Source organism: Streptomyces sp. NBC_00090 (assembly GCF_045160815.1).
GTDB lineage: Bacteria > Actinomycetota > Actinomycetes > Streptomycetales > Streptomycetaceae > Streptomyces.
In genome coordinates this window covers 2,418,030-2,441,204 of the sequence record NZ_CP108224.1, presented here as the reverse complement: position 1 = coordinate 2,441,204, position 23,175 = coordinate 2,418,030, and the positions used below count along the sequence as shown (strand labels likewise).

At 71.8% G+C, this 23,175-nt stretch carries 20 protein-coding genes; 10 read left to right on the top strand and 10 right to left on the bottom strand.

The annotated features are described in order from the left end of the window. The first annotated feature begins 10 nt into the window (after positions 1 to 10). The 5 genes from lspA to OG361_RS10765 all read left to right on the top strand — a co-directional run bounded on the left by lspA (position 11) and on the right by OG361_RS10765 (position 4,413). On the top strand, positions 11 to 595 hold the full coding sequence (gene lspA / locus OG361_RS10785) for a signal peptidase II (protein ID WP_405853121.1): 585 nt from the start codon (positions 11 to 13) through the stop codon (positions 593 to 595). 76 nt (positions 596 to 671) lie between these two features. After that, complete coding sequence (locus OG361_RS10780) at positions 672 to 1,613, top strand: RluA family pseudouridine synthase (RefSeq protein WP_384565854.1); 942 nt, start codon at positions 672 to 674, stop codon at positions 1,611 to 1,613. Beyond that, positions 1,610 to 2,077: a GNAT family N-acetyltransferase gene (locus tag OG361_RS10775; protein WP_405853120.1), complete on the top strand. Its 468-nt coding sequence runs from the start codon at positions 1,610 to 1,612 to the stop codon at positions 2,075 to 2,077. Before OG361_RS10780 ends, OG361_RS10775 begins: the two co-directional genes overlap by 4 nt. Before the next feature lie 112 nt (positions 2,078 to 2,189). Next, positions 2,190 to 3,776 (top strand): Na+/H+ antiporter, encoded by a 1,587-nt coding sequence (locus OG361_RS10770; protein ID WP_405853119.1) that lies wholly within the window; start codon positions 2,190 to 2,192, stop codon positions 3,774 to 3,776. Positions 3,777 to 3,843: 67 nt separating this feature from the next. Beyond that, positions 3,844 to 4,413 carry a dienelactone hydrolase family protein gene (locus OG361_RS10765; protein WP_405853118.1) on the top strand — a complete coding sequence of 190 codons (570 nt, stop codon included), beginning with the start codon at positions 3,844 to 3,846 and terminating at the stop codon, positions 4,411 to 4,413. Between the two features lie 94 nt (positions 4,414 to 4,507). Here the strand turns inward: OG361_RS10765 and OG361_RS10760 are convergent, their stop codons facing one another. The 5 genes from OG361_RS10760 to OG361_RS10740 form a co-directional block, all read right to left on the bottom strand. Beyond that, a complete protein-coding gene (locus tag OG361_RS10760; RefSeq protein ID WP_405853117.1) occupies positions 4,508 to 5,470 on the bottom strand; it encodes a zinc metalloprotease in 963 nt (320 codons plus the stop codon). A gap of 337 nt (positions 5,471 to 5,807) precedes the next feature. Then, positions 5,808 to 7,457, bottom strand: coding sequence for an alkaline phosphatase D family protein (locus OG361_RS10755; RefSeq protein ID WP_405853116.1), 1,650 nt, complete (start codon positions 7,455 to 7,457; stop codon positions 5,808 to 5,810). Between the two features lie 164 nt (positions 7,458 to 7,621). After that, complete coding sequence (locus tag OG361_RS10750; RefSeq protein ID WP_405853115.1) at positions 7,622 to 8,437, bottom strand: DsbA family protein; 816 nt, start codon at positions 8,435 to 8,437, stop codon at positions 7,622 to 7,624. Positions 8,438 to 8,498: 61 nt separating this feature from the next. Continuing rightward, positions 8,499 to 9,185 (bottom strand): hypothetical protein, encoded by a 687-nt coding sequence (locus tag OG361_RS10745; RefSeq protein WP_405862186.1) that lies wholly within the window; start codon positions 9,183 to 9,185, stop codon positions 8,499 to 8,501. A gap of 128 nt (positions 9,186 to 9,313) precedes the next feature. Beyond that, positions 9,314 to 10,639: a DUF2252 domain-containing protein gene (locus OG361_RS10740; RefSeq protein WP_405853114.1), complete on the bottom strand. Its 1,326-nt coding sequence runs from the start codon at positions 10,637 to 10,639 to the stop codon at positions 9,314 to 9,316. Positions 10,640 to 10,829: 190 nt separating this feature from the next. On the opposite strand from OG361_RS10740, the gene dnaE reads away from it, so the two are divergent. After that, on the top strand, positions 10,830 to 14,369 hold the full coding sequence (gene dnaE / locus OG361_RS10735; RefSeq protein ID WP_405853113.1) for a DNA polymerase III subunit alpha: 3,540 nt from the start codon (positions 10,830 to 10,832) through the stop codon (positions 14,367 to 14,369). Positions 14,370 to 14,512: 143 nt separating this feature from the next. Here dnaE and OG361_RS10730 read toward each other — a convergent pair whose 3' ends face one another. Next, complete coding sequence (locus OG361_RS10730) at positions 14,513 to 14,686, bottom strand: hypothetical protein (protein ID WP_405853112.1); 174 nt, start codon at positions 14,684 to 14,686, stop codon at positions 14,513 to 14,515. Between the two features lie 242 nt (positions 14,687 to 14,928). Here OG361_RS10730 and OG361_RS10725 point away from each other — a divergent pair, with 242 nt between their 5' ends. The 4 genes from OG361_RS10725 to OG361_RS10710 all read left to right on the top strand — a co-directional run bounded on the left by OG361_RS10725 (position 14,929) and on the right by OG361_RS10710 (position 18,862). Beyond that, positions 14,929 to 16,272, top strand: a complete 1,344-nt coding sequence (locus OG361_RS10725) for an NYN domain-containing protein (protein WP_405853111.1) — start codon at positions 14,929 to 14,931, stop codon at positions 16,270 to 16,272. 20 nt (positions 16,273 to 16,292) lie between these two features. Then, positions 16,293 to 17,264 (top strand): ABC transporter ATP-binding protein, encoded by a 972-nt coding sequence (locus tag OG361_RS10720; RefSeq protein WP_405862184.1) that lies wholly within the window; start codon positions 16,293 to 16,295, stop codon positions 17,262 to 17,264. Positions 17,265 to 17,370: 106 nt separating this feature from the next. Continuing rightward, positions 17,371 to 18,198: an ABC transporter permease gene (locus OG361_RS10715; protein WP_384565822.1), complete on the top strand. Its 828-nt coding sequence runs from the start codon at positions 17,371 to 17,373 to the stop codon at positions 18,196 to 18,198. 34 nt (positions 18,199 to 18,232) lie between these two features. Beyond that, positions 18,233 to 18,862 carry a DUF2567 domain-containing protein gene (locus tag OG361_RS10710; RefSeq protein WP_405853110.1) on the top strand — a complete coding sequence of 210 codons (630 nt, stop codon included), beginning with the start codon at positions 18,233 to 18,235 and terminating at the stop codon, positions 18,860 to 18,862. A 52-nt stretch (positions 18,863 to 18,914) separates the two neighbouring features. Here OG361_RS10710 and ybaK read toward each other — a convergent pair whose 3' ends face one another. The 4 genes from ybaK to OG361_RS10690 all read right to left on the bottom strand — a co-directional run bounded on the left by ybaK (position 18,915) and on the right by OG361_RS10690 (position 22,973). Then, a complete protein-coding gene (gene ybaK, locus OG361_RS10705; protein ID WP_384565816.1) occupies positions 18,915 to 19,412 on the bottom strand; it encodes a Cys-tRNA(Pro) deacylase in 498 nt (165 codons plus the stop codon). A 32-nt stretch (positions 19,413 to 19,444) separates the two neighbouring features. Then, on the bottom strand, positions 19,445 to 20,182 hold the full coding sequence (locus OG361_RS10700) for an LON peptidase substrate-binding domain-containing protein (RefSeq protein WP_405853109.1): 738 nt from the start codon (positions 20,180 to 20,182) through the stop codon (positions 19,445 to 19,447). Positions 20,183 to 20,193: 11 nt separating this feature from the next. After that, the gene (locus OG361_RS10695; protein WP_405853108.1) at positions 20,194 to 21,234 is read right to left on the bottom strand and encodes a hypothetical protein; all 1,041 of its coding nucleotides are present in this window, start codon (positions 21,232 to 21,234) and stop codon (positions 20,194 to 20,196) included. A gap of 143 nt (positions 21,235 to 21,377) precedes the next feature. Next, a complete protein-coding gene (locus OG361_RS10690) occupies positions 21,378 to 22,973 on the bottom strand; it encodes an oxidoreductase (protein ID WP_384565807.1) in 1,596 nt (531 codons plus the stop codon). Positions 22,974 to 23,175: the final 202 nt, after the last annotated feature.

The window sequence follows — 23,175 nt, the reverse complement described above, 5'->3', positions numbered from 1 at the left end:
ACTCACTCACGTGGCAGAGGCGGAGCGCATCATCGGTACGCCGGATTCAGCAGGGGCCGAGGAATCGGCTGCCTCCGACGGCACGGCCGCTCCCGAGGAGCGGCCCAGGGGCAGGCGCAGGATCTTCGCGCTGCTCGTGGTGGCCGTGCTGGCCTACCTGCTCGACCTGGGCAGCAAGATGCTGGTGGTGGCCAAGCTGGAGGGTCGCGACGCGATCCCGCTGATCGGCGATCTGCTGCGCCTCGACGCCATCCGGAACCCGGGCGCCGCGTTCGGCATGGGCGAGGCCTTCACGATCGTCTTCACCGGCATCGCGGCCGTCGTGATCATCGTGATCTTCCGGCTGGCGCGGAAGCTCTACAGCCTGCCCTGGGCCATCGCCCTCGGCCTGCTGCTCGGCGGTGCGCTCGGCAACCTCACGGACCGGATCTTCCGCTCGCCGGGCGTCTTCGAGGGCGCGGTCGTCGACTTCATCGCCCCCGCGCACTTCGCCGTCTTCAACCTCGCCGACTCGGCGATCGTCTGCGGCGGCATCCTCATCGTGTTCCTGTCGTTCCGGGGCATCGACCCCGACGGCACCGTCCACAAGGACTGACCCCGATTCCGGGCCCGAAGCCGGGCCCGGGACCGCGTCAGGACGGAGCACCTCCCGCACAAGGCATACTCGACGGGTGAGTACGAGTCCCGAGATCCGCACGCTGCCCGTTCCCGATGGCCTGGAGGGCGAGCGCGTCGACGCCGCCATCGCCCGTATGTTCGGGTTCTCCCGTACGAAGGCGGCCGAGCTGGCCGCCGCAGGCAAGGTCCAGGTCGACGGCTCCGTCGTCGGCAAGTCCGAGCGGGTGAGCGGCGGCGCGTGGCTCGAGGTCGAGATGCCGGGCGCACCCGCCCCCGTGCAGATCGTCGCCGAGCCCGTCGAGGGCATGGAGATCGTCCATGACGACGACGACATCGTCGTGATCATGAAGCCGGTCGGCGTGGCCGCGCACCCCAGCCCCGGCTGGACCGGCACCACGGTCATCGGCGGCCTCGCCGCCGCCGGGTACCGCATCTCGACCTCCGGCGCCGCCGAGCGCCAGGGCATCGTGCACCGCCTCGACGTCGGCACCTCCGGTCTGATGGTGGTCGCCAAGTCCGAGTACGCGTACACCTCGCTCAAGCGCCAGTTCAAGGAGCGCACGGTCGACAAGCGCTACAACGCGCTGGTTCAGGGCCACCCCGACCCGATGAGCGGCACCATCGACGCGCCGATCGGCCGGCACCCGAACCACGACTACAAGTGGGCGGTCACCGCCGAGGGCAAGGCCTCCGTCACGCACTACGACCTCATCGAGGCGTACCGGTCGGCCTCGCTGCTCGACATCAAGCTGGAGACGGGCCGCACCCACCAGATCCGGGTGCACATGTCCGCCCACCGCCACCCCTGCGTCGGTGACCTCACCTACGGCGCCGACCCGACGCTCGCCAAGCGCCTCGGCCTGACGCGGCAGTGGCTGCACGCCGTCCGCCTCGGCTTCGAGCACCCGGGCGACGGCTCGTGGGTCGAGTTCGCCAGCACCTACCCCGCGGACCTCCAGCTGGCACTGGACCGGATCGCGTCGGAGAGCCGGTGACCACCGCGTACGCCGTCCGCGAGGCGGTCGTCCCCGAGGACCGGGAAGCCTGCTTCACGGTCCGCCGCGAGGTGTTCGTCGAGGAGCAGGGCGTCCCGCAGGAGCTCGAGTACGACACGTACGACGAGACCGCGATCCATGTCCTCGCCGTGCGCGCGGACGGGCTGCCGCTGGGCACCGGACGGCTGCTGTACGGGGCCGACGCCCTCGGCAGGACCGGCGGCGACGCCTCGGTGGGCTCGCTCGGCCGGCTCGCGGTCGCCAAGGCGGCCCGCGGGCTCGGGGTCGGCGCGGCGCTCGTGCGGGGCATCGAGGACGCGGCGCGCGAGCGCGGCCTCGCCGCCGTCGACCTGCACGCGCAGACGCACGCGCTGGGCTTCTACGAGCGGCTCGGCTACGAGGCGTACGGCCCCGAGTTCCCGGACGCGGGCATGCCGCACCGGGCCATGCGGCGCGTCCTGTAGCACCCCCCTGCGCCTCCCGTAGCGCTTCCTGCCCCCTGTAGCATCCGCCGCGTTCCGGCGTGCACAGGGGGCAGCCGCTGTTGAAACGGACATACGTGACAGGGTGGGCGCCGTGGATCAATTGGCCCTGCTGTTCCTGCTGCTGCTCGGCGCCCTGCTCACCGTGCCCCTCGGCGAGTGGCTCGGACTGCCCGCACCCGTCCTGATGACCCTCGTCGGGATCGCGCTGGCCTTCCTGCCCTTCGTGCCGAGCGTCGAGATCCCGCCGGAGTTCATCCTCCCGCTGGTGCTGCCGCCCCTGCTGTACGCCTCCGTGCAGCGCACCTCCTGGCGCCAGTTCGCGGCGAACAGACGGCCCATCTTCCTGCTGGCGGTCGCCCTCGTCTTCGTGACCACGGCCGCCGTCGGCGCGGTCGCGCAGGCGCTCGTGCCGGGCATCTCGCTGGCCGCCGCGATCGCGCTCGGCGCCCTGGTCGCACCGCCGGACCCGGTCGCGGCGACCGCCGTCGCCGGCTCGCTGGGGCTGCCGCGGCGGCTCGTGTCGATCCTGGAGGGCGAGGGCCTCTTCAACGACGTCACCGCGATCGTTCTCTACCACGTGGCGATCGCCGCCGTCGTCAGCGGCTCCTTCTCCTGGCCCGAGGCGATCGGCGAGTTCGTGCTGTCCGCGGTGGTCGCCATGATCCTCGGCCTGGTGCTCGGCTGGCTCACCAACAAGCTCATCGGAGTCCTGGGGGACGCCACGCTCCAGACCGGGCTCACCCTCCTCGTCCCCTTCGTGAGCTACGTCCTCGCCGAGGAGCTGCACGGCTCCGGCGTCCTCGCGGTCCTGATCACCGCCCTCTTCCTCGCCGAGCACGCGGCCGACGCCGACGACGTCATGGGCCGGCTCGCCGGACAGACCTTCTGGCGGATCGTCGACACCCTCGTCACCGGCATCGCCTTCGGGCTCATCGGCCTGGAGCTCGTGCACGTCTTCGGGGTGGCCGAGGGGCGCGGCTGGGAGATGCTCGGCTGGGGCGCCGCCGTGGTCGCGGTCGTCGTCGGGGTCCGGCTGCTGTGGCTGCTGCCCGCCACCTGGCTGGCCAAGCGGCTCCACACGCGCCGGGACGTCGACGAGGAGATCCCGATGAGCTGGCGGGAGACCGTCGTCATGTGGTGGGCGGGGATGCGCGGGGTGGCCTCGGTGGCACTCGCGCTCGCCATCCCGCTCCGCACCGACGACGGCGAACCCTTCCCCGGCCGCGACGAGATCGTCTTCATCGCCTTCTGCGTGATCATCGCCACCCTCGTCTTCCAGGGGCTCACCCTGCCCTGGCTGGTCCGGAAGCTCGGGGTCCGCGCCGACGCGGAAGCCGAGCGGGCCCTGGAGCGGGATCTCGCCATCCGGGCCGCGAAGGCCGCCAGGCGCAGGCTCAAGGAGATCGAGGAGGTCGAGGAGCTGCCCGAGGAGGTCCAGGAGCGGCTCCTGCGCGGGGCGTACGACATCGGGGCCCGGATCAGCCCGGACATGGTCGACGAGGAGCGGAGGGCGGCCTTCGTCGAGCGGACGAAACGGTTCAAGGCGGTGCAGCGGATCCAGCGCGAGCTGATGTCGGCCGCCCGTCACGAGGTCCTCGCGGCGCGCAGCGAGCCGGGGGCCGACCCGGAGGTGGTGGACCGGGTGCTGCGGCACCTGGACGTGCGCAGCATGCGCTGACGGTGAGCCGGTCCGGGGCGTGCCGCGGTTTCGGTGACTGCCGGTGGCGGGTGGCAGGATGGCCCGCATGGACATCATGCTTTTCCACTCGGTCCACGGGCTGCGCCCGGCCGTCGAGGCGGCGGCCGAACGGCTGCGGGCCGCCGGGCACCGGGTGTGGGTGCCGGACCTCTTCGACGGCTGGACCACCGAGTCGGTGGAGGAGGGCATGGCGAAGCGGGACGAGATCGGCAAGGACGAGCTCCTGAAGCGCGCGATCCTGGCCGCCGCCCCGTACTCCGAGCGCGGTCTGGTCTACGCGGGCTTCTCCTTCGGCGCCTCGGTCGCCCAGACCCTGGCCCTCGGCGACGAGAAGGCGCGCGGACTGCTGCTGCTCCACGGCACCTCGGACCTCGCGCCCAACGTGTCGGTGGACGAGCTCCCCGTACAGCTGCACGTGGCCGAGCCCGACCCCTTCGAGACGGACGACTGGCTGTCCGCCTGGTACCTCCAGATGCGCAAGGCCGGTGCGGACGTGGAGATCTACCGCTACCGGGGCGCGGGGCACGTGTACACGGACCCGGAGCTGCCCGACTGGGACGCGGAGGCGGCCGAGCGGACCTGGTCGGTGGCGCTGTCCTTCCTCGACGGCCTGTAGAGGTCGCCAGGCCGTCACCGGCACGCACGCCCGAGGGCGCGACGGGAGTCTCCTCCTGTCGCGCCCTCGGTGTGTACGGGTGCTGCGGGGCGGGTCAGCCCGCGCGGTACGCGGTCCAGTACTCGTTCATCCGGGTCACCTGGCCGGAAGTGAACTGGTACATGCAGGCGTCGTACGTGTAGTCCATGAAGTTGTGGATCGGGTCCACACCGGTCTTCGACGCGCAGGAGTCACGGCCGGTCGGGCACTGGTAGGCCGGGCTCTTCTCGGCCGGGGTGTCGGTGACGTAGTCGCCGTTGCCGTTACAGCCGCCCTGGAAGGTGTGGTACAGGCCCATCCAGTGGCCGACCTCGTGGGTCGCGGTGTCGCCCTCGTCGTAGTTGGCCGCGGAGCCGCCCGGGAGCGAGGCGTCGAGGACGACGACACCGTCCATGGACGGGTTCGACTGGTACGAGGACGGGAAGGTCGCCCAGCCGAGGAGGCCGCCGCCCAGGTTCGCGGTGTAGAAGTTCAGCGCGCCGGCGCCGCCCTGGCGGAGGGTCTGCTTCATCTGCTTCTCGGCGGTGGAGCCGGAGGTCAGGTTGTACCAGGAGGCGTTGTCCGTGTAGTCGGTACCGGCCAGCGTGAACTGGAAGTTGGAGTTCACGTTGCCGGTGCCCTGGCCGGCGTAGGCCGCGTTCAGGACGTTCATCTGGTTGTTGATCGCGGTGGCGGAGAGCTTGCCCGTCGTGCCGCTGTGGATGACGTGGAAGTAGACGGGGATGTTCACCACCGCGGCGGCGTCGGCCGTGGCGCTCAGACGGCCCTCGGCGCGGGCGGCGGTCAGCTTCTTCTTGAAGTCGTCGTCCATCGACTTCGCCTGCGCGGCCGTGACCTCGTTGGGCTCGGCGGCGTGGCTGTCGGCGCCGCGCGACTTGCGGGCGCCGGACAGGCCGGCGTCGTCGGCGCACTCCTCGGCGGAGGCGCCGGCCAGGGTGGTGGTCGCCGCACCGGTGGCGACCGGGGCGGAGAGGGGGGCCAGGGCCAGGGTTCCGGCCATGACGGCAGTGCCGATCATACGACGTGACATACGCGGCGATATACGGACAAGAGCACGCACGGTGACTCCTCGCGGGGGGTGGTGGAGAGGAACTTCCTCGCCACGGCCCGGAGATTACGCGTCCATGTCAGCCACTGTTGAGGAGTGATCAAGCCCAATCATTCATGGGGCAATTCGGTCTATCGGAAAGAAAATCTTGCGTCGATTCCGGAGTTTGAGACCTGGCCGTAACGCGTGAGGTGACGGAGGCGGGTGGTGTGTCCGGATTCGATCTCCGAAACCGGACACCCGCCGTAGCGATGTGATCTCCCGTTAACAGAAGAGATCATGGCTGAAAATCGACGCTGAGGAACCGTCAGTGAACCGGCTGATACACCCGCTCGACATGCTGCGTTCCGTTCAGCGTCCGATACGAGCGCGCCCAGGCCGTCGTCGCGGCCGGGTCCGCCTTGTCGGAGACCGTGTAGTAGTCCATCTGCGAGCGCGCGGAGGTCACGTCGAGCACGCCGTAGCCGTGGTGGTCCATGTCCACCCACTTCACATGGCGGTTGGCGGCCTTGACGGCGCCGGCGGCCACGACCGAGAGCGTCCCCGGGGCCACGTTCAGCATGTCGTCCAGGTTGTCCGAGGTCACCGAGGTGACGACGAACTCGGTGGCCGCCGAGGCGGACAGCGGGTACGTCGCCGCCTTCACCGGCACGTCGTTGGCCCAGGCCATGTGGATGTCGCCGGTCAGGAAGACCGTGTTCCTGACCGCCCGCGAGGTCAGGTGCGCGAGCAGCTCCCTGCGGTCGTCGGTGTACCCGTCCCACTGGTCGACGTTGACCGCGAGCCCTTCCTTCGGCAGGCCCATCAGCTCGGCGATCGGCTCCAGGAGGTGGGCCGGCAGGGCGCCGAAGGCGACCGGCGAGATCATCACCGAGGTGCCGACCAGCTGCCAGGTCGCGTCCGAGCCGGCGAGCCCGGACTTGAGCCAGTCCAGCTGGGCGCGGCCCGTGATCGACCGCTCCGGGTCGTCGACCGTGCCGCTGCCGGTCTTCGCCGGGGCGGAGCGGAAGGAGCGCAGATCGAGCAGGTGCAGATCGGCCAGCCGGCCGAAGCGCAGCCGCCGGAAGACCGTGCCCTCGGTGGAGGCGCGGACCGGCATCCACTCGAAGTACGCCTGCTTGGCGGCGGCCACCCGGGCCGCCCACTCGCCCTCGGCGCCGGGGGTGTGGTTCTCGGCCCCGCCCGTCCAGGCGTCGTTGGCGAACTCGTGGTCGTCCCAGATGGCGATCACCGGGTGGGCCGCGTGCAGCGCCTGGAGGTCGGGGTCCGTCTTGTAGTGCCCGTGCCGGGTGCGGTAGTCGGCGAGCGAGACGATCTCGTGGCGCGGCTCGTGCTGCCGGACGGTGTCCTTCGCCTCCGGGTAGACGCCGCTGGCGTACTCGTAGACGTAGTCGCCGAGATGGAGGACGGCGTCCAGGTCGGCACGGCCGGCGAGGTGGCGGTACGCGGAGAAGTGGCCGGCCTCCCAGTTCGCGCAGGAGACCACGCCGAAGCGGACCCCGGGGGCGGCGGCGTCGGCGGCCGGTGCGGTACGGGTGCGGGCGGCCGGCGAGACGGCGTCGCCCGCGGTGAAGCGGAACCAGTAGGCGGTGGCCGGGCGCAGGCCCCGCACGTCCGCCTTCACGGTGTGGTCGGAGGAGGCGCTCGCGGTGGTCGAGCCGGCGGCCACGACTCTGGTGAAGCCGCGGTCCTCGGCGAGCTCCCAGCCGACGGCGACGTCCGGGCCGAGCCCGGAACCGGGCACGGCCCCCGGGGCGGGGGTGACGCGCGTCCAGAGGAGGACGCCGTCGGGCAGCGGGTCGCCGGAGGCGACACCGTGGAGGAAGGCGGGGGCCCCGGAGTCCGCGAGGGCGGGGGAGGCCGCGCCCAGGAGGGCGGGTGCGGCGACGGCGGTGACGGCGGCGGCCTTGACGACCGTGCGCCGACTGGGGGCAGAGGATATGAACTGACTGGTCACGGCCAGTCAGATTACTGACGGGTAGGCCCGTTGGGCAGGCGAATTCCGGAAGTTCGTCGACTTGTCGCCCGTACGTCGCCCGGCCCAGGGCTGATGCCGCCCGGCCCCGGACCTGAAGGGTCCGGGGCCGGGCGGCACAAGGGGCGGGGGCCGTGGGGCGGGTGTCAGCCCTTCAGGGCCGCGTCGATCGCCGGGGTGAACTGAGCGGCCGTCATCGGCGGGCTGTCGGAGCCGGCCGCCGTGACCGGCTTGCCGTCCATCTTCAGCGTCGGGGTGCCCGTCACACCGCTCTCGTCGAAGGCCTTGGACATCTTCATCGCCCAGGCGTCGAAGGTGCCGTTCTCGACGTTCTTCTTGAACTCGGCGTTGCTCTTCAGGGCCGGGACCGAGTCCGCCACCTCCAGGAGGTAGGAGTCCTTGGCGAACTTGTCCTGGTTCTCCTCCGGGTGGAACTGCGTCGAGTAGAGGGCCGACTTGTACTTCAGGAAGGCCTCGGGGCTCACGTTCAGGGCCGCGCCCAGGGCCGAGAGGGCGTTCTTAGAGCCCTCGCCCGGGACGCCGTTGTCGATGAAGGTGGCGCCGACGTACTTGATCTTGTACTTGCCGGCCTCGACGTCCTTCTCGATCGTGGAGCCCACGCCCTGCTCGAAGGTCGCGCAGACCGGGCAGCGCGAGTCCTCGTACAGCTCCAGAGTCTTCTTCGCGGACGACTTGCCGATGACGACCGTCGTGCCGTTCGTGCCGGAGGTGTTCTTCGGGGCCGTCACGGTCGACGCCTTCGCCGCCGTCTCCCACTGGGAGGGCTTGTTGGACTGCACCACCGCGTAGCCGATACCGCCGGCGGCGGCCAGCACGGCCACCGCCGAGACACCGACGACGATCTGCCGGCGGGCCCGGTCCTTCTTCGCCTGGCGCTCGCGCTCGACGCGCAGCCGCTCGCGGGCGGCGGCCTTGTTGGACTGGCTGTTGCGTGCACTCATGATGGTGATCTCCGTGAGGAAAGAGAGAGAAGAGAAGGGGGAACCGCGGAACCCGCTTCGCTCAGACGAGAGCGAAGCCGGACTCCGGCGGCCCCCGCCGCCCCACGGAGTGCACGAGAAGACGGGTACGCGAGGACCGGGGCCGCTCCGCGGGCCGTCCGGCCCGCCGCGCCGCCGTACCGCCGCCGCGGAAGAAGGCCGCCACGAGCAGCAGCGGCCGGAACGCGAAGGCCGCCACCGCGCCGAGCACCCGGGCGAGCGCCCGCTCCCCGCCGCGCAGCCAGCAGGCGGCCGCGAGCCCGACGCCGACGTGCGTCAGGAGCAGCAGCCACGGCAGCGCCGGGTCGGGGGAGTCGAGCAGGGCGGCCGCGCTTCCGCTCCCGGGAGTGACGACCCCCGGCAGCGGGGTGCCCACCGCGCCGCCGCAGAACACGTCCACGCCCACGGCACGCAGCGAACCGGCGACCGGTCCCCCGGCGGCGCCGTAACAGACCACCTGGCCGCTGGTGAAGAGCGTGTCGGCCGCCAGCTCCAGCGGTACGAGGAGCCCGGCGATCGGGCCGAGGCCGCGCTCGCGGCCGGCCAGCGCGTACGCCACGGCGAAGACGCCGCCCGCGACCGGGACGACGGTCCCCATCGGCAGCGGCACGCCGGAGAGCAGCACGTGGGACGCCACGGACAGCGTCACGACCACTGTCGTGAAGAACGCCGCCCGCAGCGCTCTCAGCTGCGTCCCTGCCATGTCCATCGTCGTGGAGTGTCCCATGCCGTGCCGTAAGACGTCCCTAAAGGCAGCCTGTGAACCGCCCCACCAGCCCCTCCGGGCCGGTGACGGCCCCTACGGCCCGGGGGTCCGGCCAGGACCCGGGGATCCGGCTACAGCCCGGGGATCCGGCCGTTGCGGAACAGGTCCACGAAGATCTGGTGGTCGGCCCGCGCCCGGGCCCCGTAGTCGTGCGCGAAGTCCACCAGGAGGTCGGCGAAGCCCTCCTCGTCGGCGGCGATCGCCGCGTCGATGGCCCGCTCCGTCGAGAACGGCACGAGCGACTGCCCGCTCGACTCGTCGGCCGCCGCGTGCATGGTCGCCGTCGCCCGGCCCAGGTCCGCCACGGTCGCCGCGATCTCGTCCAGGTCGTCGATGTCCGACCAGTCCAGGTCCACCGCGTACGGCGAGACCTCGGCGACCAGCTGCCCGGCACCGCCGAGCTCGGCCCAGCCCAGCCACGGGTCGGCGTGCGCCTGGAGCGCCCGCTGCGAGATCACGGTGCGGTGGCCCTCGTGCCGGAAGTACTCCCGTACCGCCGGGTCCGTGACATGACGGGAGACCGCCGGGGTCTGGGCCTGCTTCATGTAGATCACGACGTCGTTCTCCAGGGCGTCGCTGTGGCCCTCCAGGAGGATGTTGTACGAGGGGAGGCCGGCCGAGCCGATACCGATCCCGCGCCGCCCGACCACGTCCTTGACCCGGTACGAGTCGGGGCGGACCAGGCTGGCCTCCGGCAGCGTCTCCAGGTAGCCGTCGAAGGCCGCCAGGACCTTGTACCGGGTGGCCGCGTCCAGCTCGATGGTGCCGCCGCCGGGAGCGAAGCGGCGCTCGAAGTCGCGGATCTCCGTCATCGAGTCGAGCAGCCCGAAACGGGTCTTCGCACGGGCGTCGCGCAGGGCGCCGAGCAGCGCGCCGTCGGCGGTCTCCAGAGTGAAGGGGGGCACCTCGTCCTCCCCGGCGCCGGTCGCGAGGGCGTGGATCCGCTCCCGGTAGGCGGCGGCGCAGATCCGGACACCCCTGGTGATCTGCTCGTCGCTGAGCGCCTTGGCGTAGCCGATCAGGGCGAGCGAGGCCGCGAGCCGCTTCAGGTCCCAGGTGAAGGGCCCCACGTACGCCTCGTCGAAGTCGTTGACGTTGAAGTTCAGCCGCCCGTTGGCGTCCATGTACGTGCCGAAGTTCTCGGCGTGCAGATCGCCGTGGATCCAGACCCGGCCGGTGCGCTCGTCCAGGTAGGGGCCGCCCTGCGCCTCCTTCTCCAGGTCCGCGTAGAAGAGGCAGGCCGTCCCCCGGTAGAAGGCGAAGGCGGAGCCGGCCATCTTCCGGAACTTGACGCGGAAGGCCGCTGGGTCGGCGGCGAGGAGCTCGCCGAAGGCGGTGTCGAAGACGGCGAGGATGTGCTCACCGCGCTCGGCGACGGTGGGCTGGGGGACCGACATTCGAGGTGCCTCCTGGTACCGGACGTGCTGCAAGACCGTTCATGACAATTGGGACACGTGTTCCCTGTCTCTCAACGCGCGACCCTAGTCCCGAGTGCCCGTCGTCTGTCAGTCGCGCGACGTAGACTTCCACGCTGTCCCCCCAGACTGTCCGCAGCCTGTCGCTCCGTGTTTTTGGAGGCCCCCCGCCGTGACCAAGCCGCCCTTCACGCACCTCCACGTCCACACCCAGTACTCGCTGCTGGACGGTGCCGCGCGGCTGAAGGACATGTTCAACGCGTGCAACGAGATGGGCATGACCCATATCGCGATGTCCGACCACGGCAACCTGCACGGCGCGTACGACTTCTTCCACACGGCGAAGAAGGCCGGGGTGACCCCGATCATCGGCATCGAGGCGTACGTCGCCCCCGAGTCCCGGCGCAACAAGCGCAAGATCCAGTGGGGCCAGCCGCACCAGAAGCGGGACGACGTCTCCGGTTCCGGCGGTTACACCCACAAGACGATCTGGGCGGCCAACGCCACCGGACTGCACAACCTCTTCAAGCTCTCCTCCGACGCGTACGCCGAGGGCTGGCTGCAGAAGTGGCCCCGGATGGACAAGGAGACCATCTCCAAGTGGTCGGAGGGGCTCATCGCCTCCACCGGCTGCCCCTCCGGCGAACTGCAGACCCGGCTCCGCCTCGGCCAGTTCGACGAGGCCCTGAAGGCCGCCTCCGAGTACCAGGACATCTTCGGCAAGGAGCGGTACTTCCTGGAGCTGATGGACCACGGCATCGAGATCGAGCGCCGGGTCCGCGACGGACTCCTGGAGATCGGCAAGAAGCTCGGCATCCCGCCGCTCGTCACCAACGACTCGCACTACACGTACGCGCACGAGTCGACCGCGCACGACGCCCTGCTGTGCATCCAGACCGGCAAGAACCTCTCCGACCCGGACCGCTTCCGCTTCGACGGCACCGGCTACTACCTCAAGTCCACGGACGAGATGTACGCCATCGACTCGTCGGACGCCTGGCAGGAGGGCTGCCGCAACACCCTCCTGGTCGCCGAGCAGATCAACACCGACGGCATGTTCGTCGAGAAGAACCTCATGCCGAAGTTCGACATCCCGGAGGGGTACACCGACACCACCTGGTTCCGCGAGGAGACCATGCGGGGCATGCACCGCCGCTTCCCCGGGGGCATCCCCGAGGACCGCATGAAGCAGGTCGAGTACGAGATGGACACGATCATCTCGATGGGCTTCCCCGGCTACTTCCTCGTCGTCGCCGACTTCATCATGTGGGCGAAGAGCCAGGGCATCGCCGTCGGCCCCGGCCGAGGCTCAGCGGCCGGTTCGATCGTCGCGTACGCCATGGGCATCACCGACCTCGACCCGATCCCGCACGGACTGATCTTCGAGCGCTTCCTCAACCCCGAGCGCGTCTCCATGCCCGATGTCGACATCGACTTCGACGAGCGTCGGCGCGTCGAGGTGATCCGGTACGTGACGGAGAAGTACGGCTCCGACAAGGTCGCCATGATCGGCACGTACGGCAAGATCAAGGCGAAGAACGCCATCAAGGACTCCGCGCGCGTCCTCGGCTACCCCTACGCCATGGGCGACCGGCTCACCAAGGCCATGCCCGCCGACGTCCTCGGCAAGGGCATCGACCTCAACGGCATCACCGACCCCTCGCACCCGCGCTACAGCGAGGCCGGCGAGATCCGCGCGATGTACGAGAACGAGCCGGACGTCAAGAAGGTCATCGACACCGCCCGGGGCGTCGAGGGCCTGGTCCGGCAGATGGGCGTGCACGCGGCCGGCGTGATCATGTCCAGCGAGCCCATCGTCGACCACGCCCCGATCTGGGTGCGGCACACGGACGGCGTGACCATCACGCAGTGGGACTACCCCCAGTGCGAGTCGCTCGGCCTGATCAAGATGGACTTCCTGGGCCTCAGGAACCTCACGATCATGGACGACGCCGTCAAGATGGTGAAGGCCAACAAGGGCGTCGACCTCGACCTGCTGGCCCTGCCGCTGGACGACCCCAAGACGTACGAACTGCTCTGCCGTGGTGACACGCTCGGTGTCTTCCAGTTCGACGGCGGACCCATGCGCTCGCTGCTGCGGTTGATGAAGCCCGACAACTTCGAAGACATCTCCGCCGTGTCCGCCCTGTACCGGCCGGGCCCGATGGGCATGAACTCGCACACGAACTACGCCCTGCGCAAGAACAAGCAGCAGGAGATCACCCCGATCCACCCCGAGCTGGAGAAGCCGCTCGAAGAGGTGCTCGCGGTCACCTACGGCCTGATCGTCTACCAGGAGCAGGTGCAGAAGGCCGCCCAGATCATCGCCGGGTACTCGCTCGGCGAGGCCGACATCCTGCGCCGCGTGATGGGCAAGAAGAAGCCCGAGGAGCTGGCGAAGAACTTCGTCATCTTCCAGGAGGGCGCGAAGAAGAACGGCTACAGCGACGAGGCGATCCAGGCGCTCTGGGACGTCCTGGTCCCCTTCGCCGGCTACGCCTTCAACAAGGCGCACTCCGCCGCGTACGGCCTGGTCTCCTACTGGACCGCGTACCTCAAGGCGAACTACCCCGCCGAGTACATGGCGGGTCTGCTCACCTCGGTCAAGGACGACAAGGACAAGTCCGCGGTCTACCTGAACGAGTGCCGCCGCATGGGCATCAAGGTGCTCCCGCCGAACGTGAACGAGTCCGAGTCGAACTTCGCCGCGCAGGGCGACGACGTGATCCTCTTCGGCCTCTCCGCCGTGCGGAACGTCGGCACCAACGTCGTCGAGTCGATCATCAAGTCGCGCAAGGCGAAGGGGAAGTACACCACCTTCCCCGACTTCCTCGACAAGGTCGAGGCCGTCGTCTGCAACAAGCGGACCATCGAGTCGCTGATCAAGGCCGGCGCCTTCGACGAGATGGGCCACACCCGCAAGGGCATGGTCGCCCACCACGAACCGATGATCGACAACGTGGTCGCGGTCAAGCGCAAGGAGGCCGAGGGACAGTTCGACCTCTTCGGCGGCATGGGCGAGGAGGCGAGCGACGAGCCCGGTTTCGGCCTGGACGTCGAGTTCTCCGACGTCGAGTGGGAGAAGTCGTACCTGCTCGCCCAGGAGCGCGAGATGCTCGGCCTCTACGTCTCCGACCACCCGCTCTTCGGCATCGAGCACGTCCTGTCCGACAAGACGGACGCGGCGATCTCGCAGCTCACGGGCGGCGAGCACAGTGACGGCGCGGTCGTCACCATCGGCGGCATCATCTCGGGCCTCCAGCGCAAGATGACCAAGCAGGGCAACGCCTGGGCGATCGCCACGGTCGAGGACCTGGCCGGCTCCATCGAGTGCATGTTCTTCCCGGCCACGTACCAGCTGGTCTCCACCCAGCTCGTCGAGGACACGGTCGTCTTCGTCAAGGGCCGGCTCGACAAGCGCGAGGACGTGCCCCGTCTCGTCGCGATGGAGCTGATGGTCCCCGACCTGTCGAACGCCGGGACCAACGCGCCGGTGATCCTCACCATCCCGACGGTGAAGGTCACGCCGCCGATGGTCACCAGGCTCGGCGAGATCCTCAAGCACCACAAGGGCAACACCGAGGTGCGGATCAAGCTCCAGGGACCCCGGACCACGACCGTGCTCCGGCTCGACCGGCACCGGGTGACGGCCGACCCGGCGCTCTTCGGCGACCTGAAGGTGCTGCTCGGCCCGTCCTGCCTGGCCGGCTAGTAGCAGGCACCGAGCGGCCCATCGCCTGGGCTCACCACATCGGCCCATTGCCTGGGCCCACTACATCGGCCCACCACATCGGCCCATCACACCGGAAGGGGCGCGCCCGTCGTCACGGGCGCGCCCCTTCCGGTGCATACGTGTCAGTTGTGACCGAAGCGCTTCTGCCGACCCTTGCGAGCCATGTCACCCGGTGTCACCTGGGTGGAACGCTGCTCGGCCTGCGACTCCATCGCGGACTGCTGCGCCTGCTGGGTGCCTCGCTCGGCTGCCGACGACTTCTGCTGCATACGGTCCTGCTTGCGGTTCTTGGCCATGGGGATGATGCCTCCTCAAAGGGACCTAGGGGCCAGGGCCGCTGTCAGATTCACACACCGTCGCATGGGCCGCATTTTGGATCATTACGGAACGTAAGGGCGGGTCCGACGTGACATCCGCCACGCCGATGATCCAGTTCCGACGGTCAAGCTCCCGACGGTCGGGCAGACTCGAAGGAAACACGAAGCACCTTCCGAGCACCTTCCGACCCCGAGTACGACCCCGAGGTTCCCGAAAGAGGGTGGAACACGTGGACCGCTGCGTCGTCCTGGTGGATGCCGGCTACCTGCTGGGCGCCGCCGCCAGTCTCCTCGCCGGGGAACCGGCCCGCTCCAGGATCACCGTCGACCACGCCGCGCTCATCCAGCAGCTGCGTGCGCGCGCCGAGGCCGAGACCGCGCTGCCCCTCCTGCGGATCTACTGGTTCGACGGCGCACCCGACCGGGTGCCCCAGCCCGAGCACCGCAGGCTGCGCGTGATGCCCCGGGTCACGGTCCGGCTGGGCGCCCTGACCAGGAGCGACGGACGCTGGGCGCAGAAGGGCGTCGACGCGGCCATGCACACCGAGCTGACCGAACTCGCCCGGAACCGGGCCTGCTCCGACATCGTGCTCGTCACCGGCGACGGCGACCTGCTGCCCGGCCTGATGTCCGCCAAGGAGCACGGCGTCGCCGTCCACCTCTGGGCCGTCCAGGCCGCCGACGGCGACTACAACCAGTCCGAGGACCTCGTGGCCGAGGCCGACGAGCGGCGCGTCCTCGACCGGACCTGGATCACCCGGGCCGTCCGCGCCAGGGACCTCACCGGCCTCTGCGCGCCCCCGCCCGCCCCGCGCCCGGAGATCGCCGCCATCCTCTCCGCCCCGCTGCCCGAGGCCGCGCTCGCCGCCTCCGCCGAGCGGGCCGCCGAAGCCGCCGCGGCCGCCCGGAACGCCGGCGGACCGGACACCGGCGAGGTGCCCGTTGCCGCCGACGGGCACCCCGACGGGCACGCGAACGGCCACGCCCACGAGCACGCCAACGGGCACGTCCACGGCGTCCCCGCCCCCGCCGCCGGCAAGGGCGTCCCCACCCCCAAGGACCTGGCGGGACTGCGCGGCCCCGGCGGCCCCGGCGGGCCGCTCGCCCCGGTGCCGCAGGGAGCGAGCGCGCTGCGCTGGTCCTCCGACCGGGGCTGGGTCGAGCGCCCCGCCGCCCCCCTCGGTGAACCGGCGGAGACCGCCTCCCTGCCCACCCTCGCCCTGCTCACCAGCGCCGAGCAGCGCTGGGCGGACCGCGAGGAGGACATCACCACCGTCGGCGGCGACCCGTTCGAGGTCGGACAGGTGTTCGCCCGCCGCTGGATGGAGCGGCTCCCCGAACAGAGCCACGTCCAGAAGCTCTCCACCCTCTACCCCCGCATCCCGCACCGCATCGACGGCGAACTTCTCCGGTACGCGGCACGGTTCGGCCTGCTGGCCCACAAGGACGACCAGATCGACGAGCACGACCGGTACGCCATCCGGGCCGGCTTCTGGCGCGAGATCGACGTCCGGGCCGCCGCCGAACACGCCCCCGCGCCCGGAGCGGGCCCGGCGACCCCGTAGGCTCTTCCCCCGTGAGTACGGTGTGCGTGGTGCGGGATCTGGTCAAGACGTACCCCGCCACGCGCGGCAGGCGCGGCGAGCCCGCGGCCCCCGAGGTGCGCGCCACCGACGGGATCAGCCTCGACGTGCACGGCGGCGAGATCTTCGGCCTGCTCGGACCCAACGGAGCCGGCAAGTCCACCCTCGTGCGCCAGCTCACCGGGCTCATGCGCCCCGACTCCGGCACCGTCGAGCTCCTCGGCCACGACCTCGTACGCCACCCCGAGCGGGCGGCCCGCCTCCTCGCCTATCTCGGCCAGGAGTCCACGGCCCTCGACGAGCTGACCGTCGCCCTCGCCGCCGAGACCACCGGACGACTGCGCGGGCTCGCCGCCCAGGAGGCGCGCGCCGAGCGCGACGCCGTCCTGGAGGAGCTCGGCCTCACCGCGCTCGCCGCCCGCCCCCTGAAGAAGCTCTCCGGCGGTCAGCGGCGGCTCGCCTGCCTCGCCGCCGCGCTCGTCGGACGCCGGTCCGTCCTCGTCCTCGACGAACCCACCACCGGCATGGACCCCGTCGCCCGCCGGGCCGTCTGGGCCGCCGTCGACCGCCGGCGCGCCGAGCACGGCACCACCGTCCTGCTCGTCACCCACAACGTCATCGAGGCCGAGACCGTCCTCGACCGCGTCGCCGTCCTCGACCGCGGCCGGGTCATCGCCTGCGACACCCCGGCCGGGCTCAAGGAACGCGTCGCGGGCGAGGTCCGCGTCGAGCTGGTCTGGCGCGAGGCCGCCCCGCTCCACCTGCCCGAGGTCGCCGCCCTGCGCGGCCTCGCGCAGGAGACGGGACGGAAGTGGATCCTCCGGCTCGCCCCCGACGCCGCCCGCGCGGCCGTCGCCACCGTCACCGGCGGGGCCGCCTTCTCCGCGCTCGACGACTTCACCCTCGCCACGCCCAGCCTGGAGGACGTGTACCTCGCCCTGGGCGGCGCGACCGAGGGACTGGTGAAGGCATGAGCCCCGTCCGTTCCTCCCCGGGACCTCACGATCCCCGTGGTCCCCGCGATCCGCGCGATCCCCGAGGTTCCCGCGTTCCGTACGTGACCGTCAGGAGCTGTACGCAGTGAGCACCGTGCCCGCCGAGGTCCTGCCGACCGGCGCGCTCCCCGTCCGGTCCCGCGGCACCGAGGACGGCGCCGCGCCCCTCGCCCCGCGCGCCCGGCTGCTGCCCGCCATGGCCGCCGTCTACCGGGCGCAGCTCTCGCGCGCCCGGGTCGCCCGGATCCCGCTGCTCTTCGTGGCCACCTTCCAGTCGATCGGGATCATGGTCCTGATGCGCGGGGTCGTCGACGGAGGCTCCGAGGCGCGGGCCGTCGTGGCCGGCTCCACCGTCCTCGTCGTCGCCTTCGTCGCGCTCAACCTGCTCGCCCAGTACTTCGGACAGCTGCGGGCGAGCGGCGGCCTCGACCACTACGCCACCCTGCCCGTGCCGCCCGCCGCCGTCGTGCTCGGCGCGGCCGGCGCGTACGCCTCCTTCACCGTGCCCGGGACGGCCGTCACCGCCGTCGCCGGTTCCGTGCTCTTCGGGCTGCCCCTCGGCCATCTGTGGATCCTCGGCGCCGTCGTCCCGCTCGCCGGGGCGGCGCTCGCCGGACTCGGCGCCGCCCTCGGGCTCCTCGCGCCCCGGCAGGAGCTGGCGACGCTCCTCGGCCAGCTCGGCATGTCGGCGGCGCTGCTCCTCGGCGTGCTCCCGGCCGAGCGGCTGCCGGAACCGATCGGCTGGGCGCGGGACCTGCTGCCGTCGACGTACGGCGTGGAGGCGCTCGCCCGCACCTTCGACCCGCACCCGGACTGGGCGGCCGTCGGCCTCGACCTCGCCGTGTGCGGGGCGGTCGGCGTGATCTCCCTCGCGGTCGCCACCTGGGCGTACCGGCGGGCGGCCGTCCGCTGAGGCGGGCCACAGCCACACCTGGCACGATGGCGGGGTGACCGCACCCCTGACTCCGCCCCACCAGCCTCCGCACGACCCCGACTGGCCCCCGCCGCCTCCGCCGCCGTTCGGCCCCTCCGGGGACTCGATCACGCCGGCCGAGGTCCTGTACGGGGTCGTCGTGACCATCGTCTCGGCGGTCACGGGTGCGCTGCTCGGGTGGCTGTGGCTGTCGCTGGCGCCGCACGTGCTGCTGATCTCGGACGGCAAGGGCGTCTACCTCCGCGACTCCGAGGGCGAGTCGGCGATCGGTGCGGACGGGACGTTCGTGCTCCTCGCCCTGGCCTTCGGGGCGGTCGCCGCGCTCGTCGTCTTCCTGCTGCGCCGCAAGGGCGGTGTCCCGCTCGTGCTCGGCCTGGCCCTCGGCGGCGTCCTCGGTTCGCTGCTCGCCTGGGGCGTGGGGACGTACTTCGGCCCGGCGCGGGACGTGGTCGCCCACGCCAAGGCGGTCGGCCCCAACGTCGCCTTCGAGGCACCGCTGGAACTGAACATGGCGGCCGCCGCGATGCTGGCCTGGCCGCTCGCCGCGATGATCGTGCACCTGGCGCTCACCGCCCTCTTCGGCCCCCGTGACCCGGAACCGGAGTACTGGGGGCCGCGGCCGCCGGAGCAGAAGACGCTCTGAGCGCCGGGCGCGCGCGGCAGCCGCAGCCGCGGCCGTACGGCCGTCCCGAGCGTCAAGCGCGGCCGATCGGGGCCACGACCGCCGAGGTGAGGGCGGCCAGGTCGGTGGGGGCGAGTTCGACCTCAAGGCCCCGGCGGCCCGCCGAGATGCAGATCGTCGTGTGGTCCGAGGCCGAGGCGTCGAGGACCGTACGCAGGCGCTTGCGCTGGCCCAGGGGCGAGATGCCGCCCCTGACGTAGCCCGTCGTGCGCTCCGCCGCCGCCGGGTCCGCCATCGCCGCGCGCTTCCCGCCGACCGCCGAGGCGAGCGCCTTCAGGTCGAGCTGGCCCGCCACCGGGACCACCGCGACCGTCAGCTCGCCGTCGACGTCCGCCACGAGCGTCTTGAAGACCCGGTCGGGAGAGACACCGAGCGCCTCCGCGGCCTCCTCGCCGTACGAGGGGGAGGCCGGGTCGTGCTCGTACGCGTGCAGGGTGAACGGGGTGCCGGCGGTGGTCAGCGCGACCGTCGCAGGGGTGCCCCCGCTGTTCTTCTTCTGCTTCTTCGCCACGCGCTCTTCCTGGGTTCGTGACCGGGTTCGGCTCAGTTCGGGTTCGTCGGGCCCTGCGTCAGGTCGACCGCCGGCAGCGAGGGCAGATGCCGCAGCACCGCCGTCTCCGCGCGCAGCAGCGCCAGCTCCTCGCGCAGCCGCGTCGCGGTGTCCGGCGCCTGGAGCAGCCGCTGCTTCGACGGCGTGTCGAGCACCGCCGCCGCGGCGACGAGGTACGACACCACCGACGGGTCGTCCGGCAGCTCGCTCGTCGTCAGCGACCGCTCCCGAGCCCCCGCCAGCCGCTTCTGGTAGTTCCGGAAGGCCCGCAGCACGCCCTCGGAGAGGGTGCCCGCGTCCTCGCCCCGCTCCTCCGGGATCTCCTCGACCTCGGCGACCAGGAACGGTCCGCTCGTGTCGACCGAGAGGAGCTTCACCCGGGTCGTCCCGGTGGCCATGACCTCGAAGCTGCCGTTCGCACGCTCCCGGATGCTCGCCGCGTCGGCGATACAGCCGACCCGGTGGAAGGCCTGGATGGGGTCGGCGCCGAAGCCGGCCGCGGGGCCCTTCTCCGGCAGCGCCGTCGGGTCCGGCATCCCCGGGGCGGTCGGCGCGACCTCACGCCCGTCGCGGATGGCGACGACGGCGAAGCGGCGCGGCTCCGCGTCGTCGATCGTGAGCAGCTCGCGCATCATGGCGCGATAACGCTCCTCGAAGACGTTCAGCGGCAGCACGAGGCCAGGGAACAGCACCGCGTTGAGCGGGAAGAGAGGCAGGCGAGCGGTGGTCACAGCGGCCAAGCCTAATGGCCGCCGGGACCGCCTCGTCCGGCCCGTCCATGTCCGGGCCTCCACAGGGGTGTCCGGCCGCCCAGCTCGGACCGTACGAGCTCCCTCGAGGCCAGGAACAGGCGCAGCGGATCCTCCTGCACGCCTCCCCGCGGGACGCCCCAGGGGAACGACGTCGCGTGGGGGCCGATCCGGCCGAACTCGTCCAGCGCGTCCGCCCACCGCGCCCGCTCGACCAGCACGTACGCGAGGAGGTTGCGGACCTCGGCGGGCCAGGGGTCGCCCGCCGGGAAGGCGGCCGACAGCGCGAGGGCCCGGTCGGCCGCCCGGTCGAGCCGGGGCGCGGCCGCCGAACGGTCCGGCCCGGGCAGCCCCCGGAGCCGGTCGTAGGCGGCGCGGACCGGGAGCGCCCGCACCAGCGAGTCCGGGGCCGCGTCGTCGGCGGCCTGCTCGGCGAAGTCGAAGGCGGCCCGGTGTGAGCCGTACCACTGCGCGGAGAGGTACTTGAGCGCCGCGACGTGGCAGCCGTAGTGGTGGGGGGAGCGGCGCACGGCCTGCTCCCACAGCGACTCGAACACGGTGTGCCCGGCATGCGCCCCGCGCGCGTGGTCCAGGGCCAGCCGCCACGGCACCGGATCGTGCGGCGCGCCCTCGGTGACCGCGCGGATCAGCGGGTCGAGCTCGCGCAGCCGCTCGGCCCGGGCGGGGGACTCCCAGGCACGGCGGACGGCGAGCTGGGCCGAGACGAGCAGGGCGTCGGGGTCGTGGGGCGCGACGGCGAGCCAGTGGCCGAGCCAGTCGCCCCTGTTGTACGCGAAGGTGGCGAGCCGGGTGACGTACCGGTCGCGGTCCTCCCACTCGGCGGCGTCCCGGGTGGTGGCGAGCAGCTTCGCCGCGGGCTCCGGGTCGGCCAGGGCGGCGGCGACCAGGGCGGGGGCGAGCCGCTCGTCCGGGGCGTCGAGCAGCACGTCGTCGTCCGGCACGAACCCGGCGGCGAACCCCGGGGAGTGCCGGGCCGAACTGACGGCGCCGATCAAGGCGCGGAGCAAGGACATCGTGCGACGTATTTTCCCACCGGCCCCGCCCTCTCACGCACCCCTGCCCAGCCCTTTCACCCCCACCTCACCGGGTCCCCCCACACCGCCCGCCCCGGACCCCCTCCCGGCGGGCCCTCGCGGACCGTGACGCCGACCCCCCCTCAGCCGCGCCGCAGGAGGCGCGTCGCGCCCGCCGCCACCGTCGTCGCCAGGATCCAGCCGAGCAGTATCAGCACCGCCGCCGCCCACTGCCAGAGGCCTTCGAGGCGCCAGTAGCCGTCCTGGCCGAGATTGATCACCGGCACCAGCAGGTCCAGCGCGTACAGCGGCCCGTTCCAGTCCGGCGCCTCGTCCCCCTTGAGCGGGACCGGGCGGTAGCGGGAGAAGGCCACCGTGCCCGCCGCCCACAGGACCGCCATCCACAGCGCCGCCCTGCCCGGACGGTAGCCGTACGCCACCGTCCAGTCCTGGACGTACCCCCACAGCTTCCCCGCCACCGGCAGCGTCTCCCGCCGGCGCCGCTGCTTGGCGAGCAGCACCTCGCGCGCGTCCGCGTCCTCGCCGCTGTTGCGCAGGACCGTCGCCAGGCGCTCGTACGGCTCGGGGGCGTACTCCGGGGTGGCCGCCGCCACCCACTCCAGCCGCCGGGCCAGCGGGAAGTGCCCGTACGGCACCAGGTTCTCGTAGACGAACCCGCCCATCGCCAGTCCGCCGGGCCCCGGCCAGCTGGTCGACAGGTCGATCAGCGTGACGATCCTGGCGCCGTTGAGGACCACCCGTCCCTCCTCCGGGCGCTCCCCGTTGAACCGCAGCTCCGGGGTGGCGATCCGGCGCAGCGACACCTCCTCCCGGCGCGCCCCGTCCAGCAGGAACCGGGCGTGGTGCAGGTCCACCGCGTCGCCGAACCGGCCGTCGTCGAGCCGGACCCCGCCGTGGCACTCCACCGGTTTGCGCCGGGCGCCCTGGGCGGGCGTCACCCCGTACGGCGGTGTCCCCGTCATGTTCCCCGAGTCCTCGTACACCCACGCCGCGTTCAGGTAGAGCGAGCGCTCCACCGTCAGCTGCGGGGCGTTGAGCGCGCGGCGCTGCTGCGCCCCGCGCAGCACGCTGCCCCGCAGGCTCAGCGAGACGCCGATCTTCGCGCCGCGCAGGCTCAGTTCCCCGTGCGTCTCGATCAGTTCGGCCTGGAGGTCCTGGGCCACCACCATCCCGTCGGCCGTGATCGCCCGCCCGCGCCGGTCGGGCCACACCTGGATCTGGTTGATGAGCAGGTCCGTGCCGATCTGCGCGTCCGTGAGCCGGATGCCCCGCCGGACCCGGCAGCGCGGCAGATGCAGATCGCCCGTGGTGTGCAGCCGGGCCGCCTCCAGGCGCGGTATCGCGCAGGCCACCATCCGCAGGGTGCCGAACTGCGCCTCGGGCAGCACCACCTCGCCGTCGAACCTGCAGCCGTTCAGCTCCACGTACGGCCCTATCGTCCCGCCCGCCAGGTTCAGCACGCCGGTGATCCTCACCCCGCGCAGCTTCAGCGCCGCCACCCGACCGGACCGGGCCTGCGGCCCGTCGAGCAGCAGCAGCGCCACCACGTCGGCACGGACGCTCCGCTCCGCACCCCACTCCCGCGACCCGAAAGGGTCGTCCCGCTCCGCGATCCCCTCCGTCAGATCGCAGGTCCTGCCGATCCGGAACGCCCGCCAGACGGCCCGCTCCGGGCCCGTGAGCCCCTCCGGCATCCCGTCCTCGTGCGGCTCGGTCACTGCCGCCCCCTCGCTTTCCCCGTGTTCCCCGTGGGTCCCGTGGGCCCTGTGGGTCCCGTGTTTCCCGGTGGCCCGCGTGCTCCGCGATCCACTCCCACGACTCCGCTTCACCGGTTTCGTGGATTCGCACAGCCGTTCTTCCCGCTCTGTGACGGGCTGAACGCTAACGGTCAGGTGTGGCGACAAGACGCCACTGTGGCGT